Origin of the sequence: Streptomyces sp. NPDC049879 (genome assembly GCF_044461265.1) — a bacterium.
Classification (GTDB): Bacteria; Actinomycetota; Actinomycetes; order Streptomycetales; family Streptomycetaceae; genus Streptomyces.
The window spans coordinates 303002-316240 of sequence record NZ_JBITKT010000006.1 but is presented as its reverse complement, the minus strand read 5'-3'; the positions used below and the strand labels follow the sequence as shown (position 1 = coordinate 316240).

Below are 13239 nucleotides of genomic sequence, written 5' to 3'. Positions count from 1 at the left end.
ACGGCGCGCGGATCGGACACACGACAGCACAGGGGGCGCGCGCGTGACGACGACGGACCCCTTCGAGTACCTGGCGCCACTCGCCGAGGCCGCCACCGTACGCATCCAGGCCCTTCCCGGCGGGTATGCCGCAGGCACGCGGGAGGGGCTCCCGTGGGGCAGTGGCTTCTTCGTCGCCCCGGGCTGGGTGCTCACCTGCGCCCACGTGGCCCTCTACGAGGGCGGTGCCGAGGGAGGAGTACGCGAGGTGGGCCTGACGTTCGGCGACCTGGAGGAGCCGGTGCGCGGCCGGGTCGAGTGGGCCCAGCCCCACGGCCCGGGGCCCGACGGCTCCTGGGACGCGCCGGACCTGGCCCTCGTCCGCCTGCTCGACCCGGTCGAGCACGAGTGCGTCTGGCTCACCGAGCGGACCGCCCGCGTCTTCACCAGCAAGGAGGTCGCGTTCTTCGGCTGCGCCGACGCCACGGCCAGCGGCCGCGTCGAACCGGTCAGCGGACGCTGCACGATCCGCGGCGAGATGGGCGGCGGCGGCCTGATGAAGCTGGGCGCCGAGGACGAGTTCCACCACGGCCTGTCCGGCGGCCCGGTCGTGGACCTCGAACGGGGCGAGGTCATCGGCGTCCTCAAGGCGCGCCGCCCGCGCCGGGACGGCGGCCTCGCCACGTCCGTCATCCGCCTGCGCGGCGTGCCGCTGCCGGACGGGCCGGTCACCGCCGAGCGCGACGACCTCTACCAGCGCGTCCTGCACGCCCACGACCGCCACCACGCCGGACGGCACCGCGACGCGGGCGCCCCCGGCTTCACGTGGACCGACGCGCAGAGCCGCCTCCCCGCCACGGGGGAGCGCGCCCTGAGCCCGGGCAGCCGCGCCGAACTGCTCGGGCTGCTCGCTGAACTCCCGCCCCCGGTGTCCACGGCGGCCCTCGACCGGATCGTCACCGCCATGCTGCACCCCGAGGCGCACGACATGCCGCACGATCGGCGCTACAAGAAGCCGCTCCCCGCACCCAGGGGCTGGCGCGACGGCCTCGGCATGCTCTACGACCCGGGCCAGGGGCTGAACGAGCTGCAGGCCGTCCTGCGCTACGCGGTCCACGCCGCGACCGCCGACCGCCCGTACCCGGCCGTCCCCGGTGCCGAGGACGCCCTCGCCGAGTGGGCCCACGCCACGGCGTCCGGCTCACCCGAGCTGTCCCGCTGGTTCCGCGCCACCCTGCGTTCGGAGCAGTCCGCGCGACTGCGCGCCCGCGCGGCACGCGGCGAGCCCGGCGTCCTGCCCACGCCCCGCACGCCGCACTACATCGCCCACGGCAACTACATCACTGGCAACCACAACTTCGTGTCAGGCGACGCTGTGTCAGACGTGCTATCCGACACGGTGTCGGACGCCGTGTCCGACGCCCTCGGCGACCGGGTCCCCGACACCTTCCTCCCCGGCCGCGACCCCCTCCTCACGGCCGATGCCGCCCCCGTCCCCACCCCTCCCCGCCAGCGCTCGGTGGTGTCCGCCGCGTACGTGCTGCTGGAGATCACGCCCAACCCCTGGGAGTTCGGCAGCTACGACTGGCGCGTCTGCGCCGCGCGGACCAACGGCGAGCTGATCCCCGTGGACGAGGAGTGCGGCGCCGCCGGGCCCGGCGAGCCGTCGGAACGGCTGCGCGCCGCGCTCACCGAGGCGTTCCGCAGGGGCGACGAGCCCGACCGCCCCGTACGGCTCCAGGCCGCGCTGCCCTACTCCCTGCTCGGCTTCCCCGTGGACGGCTGGCGGCTGGTCCCCGGCGGCCCCACGCTGGGCGAGCAGCGCCCGGTCGTCGTCCGCAGCACCGACCTGGTGCCGGAGGCCGAGGACTCCGACGAGTCCGCCGAACTGCGCCGCTTCCGCTGGGACAGGCTCCACGCCGGGCCGCTGGACGCCGACATCCTGGACTGCGCCGACGGCCAGCCGCGCCCGCTGAGCACCCCCGCCGGGCTGTCGGGCCTCGACGTCGGCACGCTGCCCGTCCTGTGCCGCACGCCCGTCACCGGCGGCGAGCCGGGGGCCCTGCATCGAGTGATGGCCGGCGGGTACAACGTCATTCTGTGGCGCCGCGACATCCCCGAGCGGGACAAGGACTGCGCCGGATTCCACGGCGGCGTGGTCCGCGCGGTCTCCGGCGCCGGGCACGCGGCGGCCCTGCCCGGCGCGCTGCGGACCCTGCGCGCCGCCTCGGCGGGGGACGCGCCGGACACCGACTGGTCGCGCGGCCTCGCCCTGCTCTACGCGGACCCCGACCAGCCCCTCCCCGGGGCGGGCGATCCCCTGGAGACGCCATGACCACGGCCCGGCCCGGCCCCAGGGCGCGCCCCAGGCCGGGCGCTGCGACGAGGCAACGACGACGAGGAGCACGCTGTGGCAGTTTCTGACCCGGACCGCGACCCAGGCCCGGCGGTCGGCACCGGCCTCCCGGCAGGCCGCGAGTGGCTGATCTACCGGGGCGCGGGCGAACCGCACGACGGCATCCGCTCGCTGCCCAAGCCGCCGCCGTGGCGCGACTTCGACGGCCGCCCGCTCGTCGCACCCGGGCCGGGCACGGACAGCGCCTCCACCCGCCGCCTCGGCGCGTACCGTCACCTGGCCGAGATGCACCGCCCCAGCGCGGAGGAGCTGGAGATCATCAACGCGGCGCTCTACCTGCGCCGCCCCCTGCTGGTCACCGGCAGCCCGGGGACGGGCAAGAGCACGCTCGCCCACGCCGTCGCGTACGAGCTGGGCCTCGGCCGGGTGCTGCACTGGCCGGTCGTCAGCCGGACCACCCTGGACGACGGCCTCTACCGGTACGACGCGCTCGCCCGCCTCCAGGACACCCAAATCGCCGCCGGGAGCCGGGCCGCGGGGGCGCCGCAGCCCGTCGTGCCCGGCGGGATCGGCAGCTACGTGCGGCTCGGCCCGCTCGGCACCGCGCTGCTGCCCACCGCCAAGCCGCGCGTCCTGCTGATCGACGAGCTGGACAAGAGCGACATCGACCTGCCCAACGACCTGCTGAACGTCCTGGAGGAGGGCGAGTTCGGCATCCCGGAGCTGGAGCGCATCGCCGAGCGCGAGCCCGAGGTGGAGGTGCTGACGGATGACGGGGCGAAGGTCACCGTGCGGGACGGCCGTATCCGCTGCCACGCGTTCCCGTTCGTCGTGCTGACGAGCAACGGCGAGCGCGACTTCCCGGCCCCGCTGCTGCGCCGCTGCATCCACCTGGAGATCTCCCGGCCCGACCACGAACGGCTGGCCACCGTCGTCCGCGCCCACCTGGGGGACGAACTGGCGCGCGTGGGCGAGGACCTGATCACCCGTTTTCTGGAGCGCTCGCGCACCGAGCAGCTCGCCACGGACCAGCTCCTCAACGCCATATACCTCACCCACCACGCCGAACTCCCCACGAGGGACCGGCTCGCGGACATGCTCATCCAGCGCCTGGACCGGCCGAGGTAGGCCGCCATGTCGGACGCACCGGACGTGACAGGAGTCCCCGGTTCCCCGGACCCGCCAGGGCCGGGGACGGGGGGCGGCGCGCCCTTCGCCGCCCTCATCGGTGTGCTGCGCGACGCGCGCCTCGACCCCGACTGGGTCGAGGTGGCCGACGCGCTCTGGCTCGCCCAGTACTGGGGGCCAAGTGCCCCCGCCCCGCACGGGCAGGACCCCGGGCCCACCGGCCCCGCGGACCAGCCGGGCACAGCGCGGGACACCCCGCCGACGCTGCCAGGGCCCCGTCCCTCCGCGAACGGGCACCGCCCGCTCCAGGACGGCACGCAGAACACCCAGGACGCCCAGCGCGCACACAACGCGCCGGACACCCGGGACCCCCAGGGCACGGCGGCGTCGGACGACCAGTCCTTCTCCCTGTACGCCGCACCCTCCGGCGCCGAGATGCACGAGACCGTCGCGCCCCCCACCCGCGGCGTCCCCCTCGGCATCCCCGCCGCCCGCACCCTGCCCGCCCCCCTGGGGCTCGAACGCGCCCTGCGCCCCCTCCAGCGCTACCGGCCCCCCGGCCGCCCGCCACGCCGCTCCGCCGCCCCCGACCTGGACGAACGAAAGACCGTGGAACGCACCGCCCGCGCCGGAGGACTCCTGATCCCCGCCTTCCGCGAGGAGACCAGGGGCCACACCGAGCTGCAACTGCTCATGGACGCCGCACCCGCCATGCGGATCTGGCAGAACATGCTCGGCGAACTGGCCGAGGTGTTCAGCCGCCTCGGCGCGTTCCGCGACATCCAGGTGCACTACCTGCACCAGTCGCCCGACGGCGCGCCCGCCATAAGCCGCCGCTTCGACCCGGCCGACGCCGTCCTCCGCCCGGCCCGCCAGCTCCAGGACCCGACCGGGCGGCGGCTCACCGTCGTCGTCAGCGACTGCACCGGGCCGCTGTGGCGCAGCGGCGCCGCGCACCGCCTGCTGCACGGCCTCGCCCGCCACGCGCCCGTCGCCGCCGTCCAGCCCCTGCCGCAGCGCATGTGGGCCCGTACGCGGCTGCCCGCCTCCGCGGGGGTGCTCCAGCGCGAGGAGGGCCAGACGTCCGCCGCCCGCGTCCGCTTCACGGCCGACAACACGGGCTATCCCCTGTACGTGCCGCCCGGCGCCGTCCCGATCCCGGTGCTCCCGCCCGCCCCTGCCGCGCTCGGTGCGTGGGCCGGGCTGCTCTCCGGCCCGGCCGCAGGCTCGACCCGCGCCGCCGTGGGCTGGGTGCGCGCCGACCAGCCGCCCGCTCCCGCCCGCCGCGCCACCGGGCTGCCGCGTACCGCCGCCGCCATGGTCGCCCGTTTCCGCGCGTCGGCGTCCCCCGGCGCGTGGCAGCTCGCCGTGTACCTGGCCGCCGCGCCGCTGTTCCTGCCCGTGATGCAGCTCGTGCAGCGCACCATGCTGCCCGACTCGGGCCCCGCCGAGCTGTCCGAGGTCCTGCTCGGCGGCCTGGTGCGCCGCCGCCCCGGCAGCGGCGACGGCCGGTGGTACGCGTTCGCCGACGGTGTGCACGACGAACTGCTCGCCGACCTCGGCCACGACGAGGCGCTCCTCGTCCTCAAGCACTGCTCCGCGTGGGTCGAGCAGCGCCTCGGCAGGACGGGCCGCAACTTCCCCGCCCTCGCGCTGGCCCAGCTCAGCGGCGGCGACCGCGTCGTCACCGGCCTGCCCACGCCCCCGGCGCGGCGGCTGTCCGACACCACGACCGAACACCAGCTGGCCCAGCCGTTCGCCGAGGTGGCCGCCCGCGTCCTGCGCCGCTTCCTGCCCGAGCCGCCGCTGCGCGCGCCCGCGCCCGGCACCCCGGGCCCGCCCCCGCTGGCCGCCGTACGCGAGGCACGCGACCTCGCCGACCGCTTCACCGCCGACGGCAAGGTCCAGCACCAGCTCGACGCCGTACGCGTCCTGCGCCAGGCCACCGAGGCGCAGCGCGCCGCCGGCGCGGGCGCCGACCCGCAGCTGTGGAGCGAACTGGCCGAGCAGCTCCTGCGCCTGTGGCGCGTCCAGCGCGACGGCGAGCTGCTCGCCGAGGCGAGGACCGCCGCCGCGACCGCCGCCGCGTTCCCCGGCTCGGTCCGCGCCCGTACGGCCCTCGCCCGCGTCCTGCACGCCACGGCGGGGGAGCGGCGCGCCGCGGGCGACACGGCGACCGCGCTCGAACTGTGGCAGCGCGCCGACCGCGAGTTCGCCGCCGTCTGCGCCACCCCGGGGCTCGAACGGGACGCGGCGCTCGCCGTCACCCTGGAGCGCGTCCAGGTGCTGGAGGAGCAGTGGCGGCTCGGCGGCGACACCGCGCTGCTCCAGGAGAGCGTCGGCACGGTCGAGGCCGTCGCCGACGCCTGGCCGCGCGGCGAACGCCTGCCGAGCGGCCTGCCGCTGGCCCACGGCCGCGCCCTGCTGCGCCTGGCCGGGGCGGCGCGCGCCACCGAGCGGTCGCAGGTGTACGCGGCGCAGGCCGCCGAGTCGCTGCGGCGCGGCACGTGGGCGCTGGAGGCGGAGCACGCCCCGGCGGGCGAGCGGGTCGCCGCCCTGCTCGACCTCGTCGACGCGCTGCTGCTCACCGCCGGGGACTGGCCGGACGCCGCCGACCCCATCGCCCAGGCGCAGCGCCTCAGCGACGACCCGGCGCTGGGCGCGGCGTGCCTGATCCGCGCCGCGCGGCTGGCCGTGCGCCGCTTCGAGGACGGCGGCGCGCCGCGCGACCTGGAGACCGCGGCCGACCGGTTCGCCGAGGCGGGCCGCGCCGTCTCGCGCGACCGCGCCGACTACAGCGACCTCATCGAGGAGTGGGGCGACGCCCTGCTGCGGCGGGCGGAGCTGCCGGACGGCGACCGGTTCATCTCGCGCGCGGTCCGTGTGCTGCGCGACTGCCGCATGGAGACGCCCGGCAGCCACCCGCGGCTGTCGCACCGGCTGCTGACGCTGGGCCGCGCCCTGATGGTGCGGTACCGCGCGACCGAGGATCTGGTGGACCTGCGCGAGGCGGAGCACCTGTTCAGCCGCGCAGTGCAGCATGCGCGGACGGCGCACGACCGGGCCCGCGCCTGGTTCGAGCTGGGGGAGACGCACCGGCGCGCCTACCGGCACACGCGCAGGCCCGAGCGGCTCGACCACGCGGCGGACGCGTACCGCAGGGCGGCGTCGGAGTCGCTGGCCGACAGCGGCGAGCCCGCGGGGGGAACGGCCGCGGGCACGCCCCCCGAGGGCGCCGCGCGCGAGGCCGTGCGGCTCGCCGCGCTGGCGCTGCACCAGCGGGGCATCGTGTCGGAGACGGCGCGCCGCCCGCTGGCCGCCGCCGACGCGTACGGCGAGGCCCTCATCCAGTGGCGCAGGCTGCCGGACGGGGCGGCGGAGGGCGAGGCGACCAGGGCGAGGCTCGCCGCGCTGCGGAGCGGCCGCTAGGCGCCCCCTCTGAGGACAGACCCTAGGGCGCCCCTGCGTACGCGGGCGCGCCGTCGTGGCGCCACCGCGTGCCCGCCGTGCTCCGGCCGGCGCGCCCGCCCGTGGTTTCCCCCGTACGCGGCGCGGGCATTCTCCGCTGCGTCACAGCCCAGGAGGACACCATGACGACCCGCCCCCAGGACACGGCGAACGGGACCGCCGCCGGTGACGGCGAGCCGCTGCCCGACCTGCTCGCGCTGAGCCTGACCGAGCTGCGGCGGCTGGACCATCCCGTGCTGAGCGAGGTGCTGCACGACCTGCGGGAGCGGGTGCTCAGGGAGCGCGAGGGGCTGTGGGGGTTCAACCAGTTCAGTTCCTTCAACCAGTCGATGCTGAACGCCTGACCGGCTGCCCACCCGCCCCGTACGCCTCCTCCGCACCGGCACCCGCCATCACCCGAACGTTTCCGGACCATTGCGTGCCCCATACGGACAGGAGTTGACCACCGCCGTTTACACGAGGTCCGCATCGGACAACTCTCCGACGGAACGCACCGCGCGCGGGACGCGCGGGTCCAGGGACAGGGGGATCAGCAGAGCGTGCGCGGAAGGGCCGAGGCGACCCGGCACGCGCCCGGCCGCCCGCCGGGGGCGGTGCCGTTCCAGCAGTTCATCGTGAAGGTCAACAGCCGCTGCAACCTCGCGTGCCGCTACTGCTACATGTACTTCGCCGCCGACAGCGGCTGGCGCCGCCAGCCCGTCACCGCGCGCCCCGCCACCCTCGCCCGCACCGCCGAGCGGATAGCCGAGCACGCCGCCGCCCACGGGCTGCCCGCCCTGTCCGTGGTGCTGCACGGCGGCGAGCCCCTGCTCACCGACCCCGACACCCTGGGCGCCTTCGTCCGCGACGTCCGCGACCGCGTCCCCGCCGGGTGCACGGTCCTCGCCACCGTGCAGACGAACGGCGTGCTGCTCACCGAGGAGAAGCTGACCGCCCTCACCCGCCACGGCATCAGCGTCGGCCTCAGCCTCGACGGCGGCCTCGCCGCCCACAACGCCCAGCGCGTCGACCACGCGGGCCGCCCCGCCTGGGCCGGCATCGAACGGGCCGCGCGCCTCCTCGCCCAGGACCGCCACCGCGCCTCGTACGCCGGGGCGCTGTGCGTCGTGGACCCGGCGTCGGACCCCGCCGAGGTCTACCGCTCGCTCCTCGGACTCGACCCGCCCGCCGTGGACTTCCTCCTGCCGCACGGCAACTGGACGCACCCGCCGCCGGGACTGCCCGCGCCCGCCGCGTCGCCCACGCCCTACGGCGACTGGCTGTGCACCGTGTTCGACCTGTGGTGGAACGCCGACCGCCGCCGCACCCGCGTCCGCTTCTTCGAGGAGTGCATCGCCCTCCTGCTCGGCCTGCCCGCCGCCACCGAGAGCATGGGCCTCCAGCCGTTCACCGCCGTCGTGGTCGAGACGGACGGCGGCATCGAGCAGGTGGACTCCCTCAAGAGCGCCTACGAGGGCGCCGCCGCCACCGGGCTCGACATCTTCGGCTCCCCGTTCGACGCCGCACTCGCCCACCCCGGCGTCGCCACCCGCCAGGCAGGTCTCGCCGCACTCGCCGACGCCTGCCTGCGCTGTCCCCTGCTCGACGTCTGCGGCGGTGGGCACTACGCGCACCGCTACCGCGCGGCGGACGGCCAGGACGCGCCCGACCGCACCCCGGACGCGTTCCGCAACCCGTCCGTCTACTGCGCCGATCTCCAGCGCGTCATCGGCCACATCGCCACCCAACTCCACCGGGCCGCCGCATGAAGACCCCACCGACCACCCTGACCGACCACGACATCGCCGCCCTCGGCGCCACGGAAGGCAGCGACTCCACACTCGCCCTCCTCACCGCCGGACAGCACACGCGCCGCCTGCTCCTGCTGCGCGTCCTGCTCGACGCCGTCGACACCGCCGACGCCACCCCGGGCCCCGCGGCTGCCCTGGCCCGCCACCACGCGGACCTCCTGGAGAACGCCGAACGCGCCGCCCCCGACGCCGCCCGCCGCGTCCTCTTCTACTCCCTCACGGGCCCCTGGGCCGAACGCTGCGTCAAATGGCTCCAGCCCGGCGCCGCCACCGCCCCCGGCGACGGCGAGAGCGCCGCGCGCGACATCGCCCACCTCGGCTCGCTGGCCGCGTCCGCCGCCGCCCACGCCGACCTCTCGTTCACCACCGGCCTCACCGTCCACGACGGCCGCGTCACCCTCCCCACCCTCGGCGCCCTGCGCTGCCCCGCACCCGACGGCACCGCCGTCACCCTCACCGCGGGAACGGGCCACCTCCTGCTGCGCGCACCCGGCGGATCCACCGCCGAAATCCTCCGCGACCCCACCGGCGCCTGGTACTCCGACGACCCCCGCTGGCTCGTCCCGCACACCCTGCACGGCGGCCCCCGCCCCGTCCTCCTGGACGACCTCGACCCCGGCCGCCTCGCCAACCGCAGCGGACCGCTCGCCCCCGCGGAACGCGCCCACTGGGCCGCACTGTGGCACGACGCACTGCCCCTCCTCGGCCACGGCGGCGACGCCCGGGCCGCCGAACTGGCCCTCCTCGACTGTATCGTCCCCCTGTCGGGACCGCCCACCGGCGTCGGCGTCAACGTCGGGGCGTCCCACTCCAGCGGCACCAGCCCCAGCGCGTTCGGCGCCGTCCTCGCCAGCACGCCCCCGACCGCCGCCGACCTCGCGGCGGGCCTCGCCCACGAACTCCAGCACGCCAAACTCTGCGCGCTCACCGACCTCGTACGCCTCCACACGGCAGGCGACGCCCCCGACTACTGGGCCCCCTGGCGCCCCGACCCCCGCCCGTTCAACGGCTTCCTCCACGGCGTCTACGCCCACCTCGCGCTCGCCGGCTTCTGGCAGCGCCTCGCCCTCGCCCTGGACGACCCGGCGGCGCGCGACCACGCCTGGGCGGCGCACGCCCGCTGCCACGCGCAGGTGGACGCCGTCCTGCCCGTCCTGCGCGGCAGCCGCCGCCTCACCGACGCGGGGCGCGTCTTCGTCGACGCCATCGCCGCGCGGCACGAGGAACTGCGCGATCCCGCGCCCCCGCACGGCCACCGCATCCGCGCCACGGCGTACGTCGAGACGGCCCGCACCCTCTGGCTCAGGCAGCATCCCCGACGAACGGTTACCTGACGTATCCGGGGTGTATGTTCCAGGAAAGGGACCTGACGGCCCGTCGCACAACCGGCGCGGCACCCGCCGCGCCCCACGTCCCGGGGGAGACAGCAGTGCCGCAGAACGGAGCAGTGCCGCCGGCCGGAGCGAGCGGCGAGGACGGTCCCGCGACCGTGGAGGAGAGCCCAGTGCGCAGCCCTGACCAGCGGATCACCATCAGCTACGCGGGGTTCAACCGGCCCTGGGCGGCCTGGATGCGGGACCGTCTGGAGCGCCACGGCTTCGAGGTCGCCGTCCAGCGCTGGGACCCGCCGGTGGGCGTCCCGCTCGCCGACGCGCTGCGCGACCTGCTCTTCCTGGAGGGCCGCATCCTCGTCGTACTCTCCGACTGGTACTTCAAGCTCGGCCCCCGCTCCGACGAGGAGTGGAACGACGCCCTGCGCGCTGTCGTCGCCCCCGCCGCGCACCGCTTCGCCGCCGTCTCGGTCTCCGCGCAGACCGCCCAGACCATGCCCATCGCCGCCACGGCCTTCGGCGGCGTCGTCGAACTGTGGGGCACGGGCGCCCGCGAGGCCGAACGCCGCCTCATCCGCATGCTGGGCCCCGCCCCCGCCGACGCGCCCCCCACCCTCAGCGGACGCCGCGGCCCCCGCTTCCCGTACGAGCAGCCGCACATCTGGGGCGGCGTGCCCCGGCGCAACGTCCGGTTCACCGGCCGCGAGCACACCATGCAGACGATCTACAACGCCCTCCAGCGCGCCGAGCCGGGCGCGGGCGTCATCACCCTGTGGGGCATCTCCGGCGTCGGCAAGACCCAGATCGCCGCCGAGTACGTCCACCGCTTCGGCACCGAGTACGACCTCGTCTGGTGGGTCCCCGCCGACCAGCGCGGCACCCTGCGCCAGCGCCTCGCCGAACTGGCCCCCGCCCTCGGCCTCACCACGGGCCCCGAGTACGGCGAGCGGCTCCGCGCCGTCGGCAACGCGCTGCGCCGCGGCGAGCCGCACGGCCGCTGGCTCATCGTCCTCGACGGCGCCGACGACCCGGGCCCCATCGCCGACCTGGTGCCCGGCGGCCCCGGGCACGTCATCATCACCTCGCAGGACAGGCAGTGGGAGGACCACAACACCCTCCTCCACGCCGTCAACAGCTACGAGCGCGAGGAGTCCGTCGCGTTCATCCGCCGCCGCGCGCCCCGCATCTCCCCGGCCGAGGCCGACCTGCTCGCCGACGCGCTCGGCGACCTGCCGCTCGCCCTCGACCAGACCGCGGGCTGGCTCAGCGACGCCGCCATGTCGGTGGCCGACTACGTCGACCTGCTCAACAGCGGCTCGGAGGTCGAGCTGGGCCTGCGCGTCGCCGCCGACTTCCCCATGACGTACTACACGGCCTTCTCGATACTGCTGAACAGGCTGCGCGAGACCGTCCCCGAGGCCGTGGACCTGCTGCGCCTGTGCGCCTTCTTCGCGCCGGGCGCCATCCCCGCCCAACTGGTGCGCGGCATCCCGGTGAACGACCTGCCCGAGCGGCTCACCGGCCTCATGGACGACCCCCTGCGCTGGAACTCCGCGATCACCAAGCTCGTCCAGTACTCCGTCATCCGCTGGGAGGTCCCCGAGCAGCAGACCGACCCGGAGGCGGGGACCATCCACCTGCACCGCATGGTCCAGCAGACGGTGCGCGCCGGGATGTCCAAGTCGGACCAGGAGCTGTTCTCGCGCGGCGTGCGCCGCGCGCTGACGGCGGCCGACCCGCAGCGCGCCGCCGACACCCGCCGCTGGTCGCGCTTCGCGAAGATCGTGCCGCACCTCGACGCGTCGGGCGCCCTGCGCAGCACGCACCCGAGCATGCACCAGCTGATCTTCAACTGCCTCACCTACCTCTACCTGGCGGGCGAGTACAGCATCGGCATCCAGCTCGCCGAGCGGACCGAGCAGGCGTGGAAGGACATCTTCGGCGCCGACCACCCCCTCATCTGGGAGCTGAACTCCGAGTACGCGACCCTGCTGCGCGCCACCGGCGCGTACGCGCGCACCGAGCGCCTCGACCGCGCCGTCATCGACCACCTCGGCCGCCACCACGGCCCGGACAGCCTGTCGGTCCTGCGCGCCCAGGAGGGCCTGAGCGCCGACCTGCGCGGCCTCGCGCGCTACGACGAGTCGCTCGACGTGAGCCGCGAGGTCCTCGACGGCTACCGCGCCCTCGTCGGCGACAACGACCCGCGCACCCTCAACGCGCGCAACAACGTGGCCGTCTCCCTGCGCCTCCTCGGCCGCTACGAGGAGGCGAGCAGGGCCGACGGTGTCAACCTCCAGGCCAGGCGCGAACTCCTAGGCTTCCGCCACAACTGGTCCCTCAGCTCCGAGATCATGTACGCGTACGACCTGCGGCTCCTCGGCCGCTACAGCGAGGCGCTCTCCATCCAGGAGCAGAGCGTCGCCGTCCACCGCGACGTCATGGGCGCCGACAATCCGCAGACGCTGATCGCCGAGCTGAACCTCGCCCTGTGCGTCCTGCGCGGCGGCGACCGCAGCACGGCGCACGCGCGCCTCGGCAGCCTGCTGGAGCGCGCCGAGCGGGTGATGGGCGACCTGTCGCCGCTGACGCAGCAGATCGCGACGTGCTACGCGTTCGTCCAGCGCGTCCACGGCAACCTCGACCAGGCGCGTGCCATCGGCGAGCGCGTCGTGGAGCACTACCTGAGCACCCTCGGCCCCGAGCACCCCTACACGATCGGCACGACCGTCAACCACGCGCTGGTCCTGCGGGCGGCGGGGGAGCGGCAGCAGTCGCTGCTGATCAACGAGGAGTGCCTCGCCGACATGACGGCCGCCCTGGGCGCCGACCACCCCTGGACCCTGGGCGTCGCGCTCAACGCCTCGGCGGGCCGCAACCTGGAGGGCGACGTCGAGGGCGCCGCCGACCTGAGCCGCGACACGGCGCGCCGCGCCGCCGCCGTCCTCGGCCGGACGCACCCGCTGTACCTCTCCGCGCAGGTCGCCCACGCCACCGACCTGCGGGGCCTGCGGCAGCGGGACGAGGCGGACAAGGTCGAGGAGGAGGCGCTGTCGGGGCTGATCTCGACCCTCGGCTCGCAGCACGTCCACACAGTCAGCGCCCGTTCGCGCGTCCGCCCCTACTGGGACTTCGAGCCCCTGCTGACCTGACCCGTTCTGACTGACCTGACGCGACCCGACCCGAC

The 13239-nt window shown here is 75.8% G+C and carries 7 protein-coding genes; all 7 read left to right on the top strand.

The annotated features are described in order from the left end of the window. The first annotated feature begins 43 nt into the window (after window positions 1-43). The 7 genes from ACIBPC_RS22135 to fxsT all read left to right on the top strand — a co-directional run bounded on the left by ACIBPC_RS22135 (window position 44) and on the right by fxsT (window position 13204). Window positions 44-2314, top strand: coding sequence for a trypsin-like peptidase domain-containing protein (locus ACIBPC_RS22135; RefSeq protein WP_398846924.1), 2271 nt, complete (start codon window positions 44-46; stop codon window positions 2312-2314). Between the two features lie 147 nt (window positions 2315-2461). Next, complete coding sequence (locus ACIBPC_RS22130) at window positions 2462-3463, top strand: MoxR family ATPase (protein ID WP_362961889.1); 1002 nt, start codon at window positions 2462-2464, stop codon at window positions 3461-3463. Window positions 3464-3469: 6 nt separating this feature from the next. After that, complete coding sequence (locus tag ACIBPC_RS22125; protein WP_398846922.1) at window positions 3470-6892, top strand: SAV_2336 N-terminal domain-related protein; 3423 nt, start codon at window positions 3470-3472, stop codon at window positions 6890-6892. A gap of 161 nt (window positions 6893-7053) precedes the next feature. Beyond that, window positions 7054-7275, top strand: a complete 222-nt coding sequence (gene fxsA, locus ACIBPC_RS22120; protein WP_362961641.1) for an FxSxx-COOH cyclophane-containing RiPP peptide — start codon at window positions 7054-7056, stop codon at window positions 7273-7275. A gap of 195 nt (window positions 7276-7470) precedes the next feature. Beyond that, entirely contained in the window at window positions 7471-8679 is a 1209-nt protein-coding gene (locus ACIBPC_RS22115) for an FxsB family cyclophane-forming radical SAM/SPASM peptide maturase (protein WP_398846920.1), read from the top strand. Then, window positions 8676-10055: an aKG-HExxH-type peptide beta-hydroxylase gene (locus ACIBPC_RS22110; protein WP_398846918.1), complete on the top strand. Its 1380-nt coding sequence runs from the start codon at window positions 8676-8678 to the stop codon at window positions 10053-10055. The genes ACIBPC_RS22115 and ACIBPC_RS22110 overlap by 4 nt, the downstream gene beginning before the upstream one ends. Before the next feature lie 170 nt (window positions 10056-10225). Then, the gene (gene fxsT, locus ACIBPC_RS22105; protein ID WP_362961635.1) at window positions 10226-13204 is read left to right on the top strand and encodes an FxSxx-COOH system tetratricopeptide repeat protein; all 2979 of its coding nucleotides are present in this window, start codon (window positions 10226-10228) and stop codon (window positions 13202-13204) included. Window positions 13205-13239: the final 35 nt, after the last annotated feature.

Coding starts and splice junctions, on each gene's coding strand:
- ACIBPC_RS22125 (WP_398846922.1), top strand. CDS start 3,470: ATGTCGGACGCACCGGACGTGACAGGAGTCCCCGGTTCCCCGGACCCG.
- fxsA (WP_362961641.1), top strand. CDS start 7,054: ATGACGACCCGCCCCCAGGACACGGCGAACGGGACCGCCGCCGGTGAC.
- ACIBPC_RS22110 (WP_398846918.1), top strand. CDS start 8,676: ATGAAGACCCCACCGACCACCCTGACCGACCACGACATCGCCGCCCTC.